1 protein-coding gene is annotated in these 273 nt (G+C 49.8%); it reads right to left on the reverse strand.

The features are described from left to right. Positions 1-273, reverse strand: a 273-nt coding sequence (locus tag AB4585_RS24135) for a phosphoribosylformylglycinamidine synthase subunit PurQ (RefSeq protein WP_372171286.1), incomplete at both ends; no start/stop codon positions are given.

The following is a 273-nucleotide window of genomic DNA, read 5'->3' on the forward strand; positions in this document are numbered from 1 at the left end:
GCCTTCACCAGCGCCTAGAACATCACCGTAAGAGAAGCCGCCACAAGCCACAAGGCCTTGGTATTCTTCAAGTACCGCTTGGCCTGTTAGGATATCGCTCATGTGGATATCAACAGAATCGAAGCCAGCACGGTCAAATGCCGCTGCCATTTCTACGTGAGAGTTGACACCTTGCTCACGCAAGATAGCCATCTTAGGCTTAACGCCTGTTGCAATGTATGGTGCAGCTACATCTTCACGTACATCAAAGGTTAGGTCTACGTTTAGACCTGG

The organism is Vibrio sp. 10N.222.49.C9, assembly GCF_041474985.1.
In the GTDB taxonomy this organism is placed as follows: Bacteria; Pseudomonadota; Gammaproteobacteria; order Enterobacterales; family Vibrionaceae; genus Vibrio; species Vibrio crassostreae_C.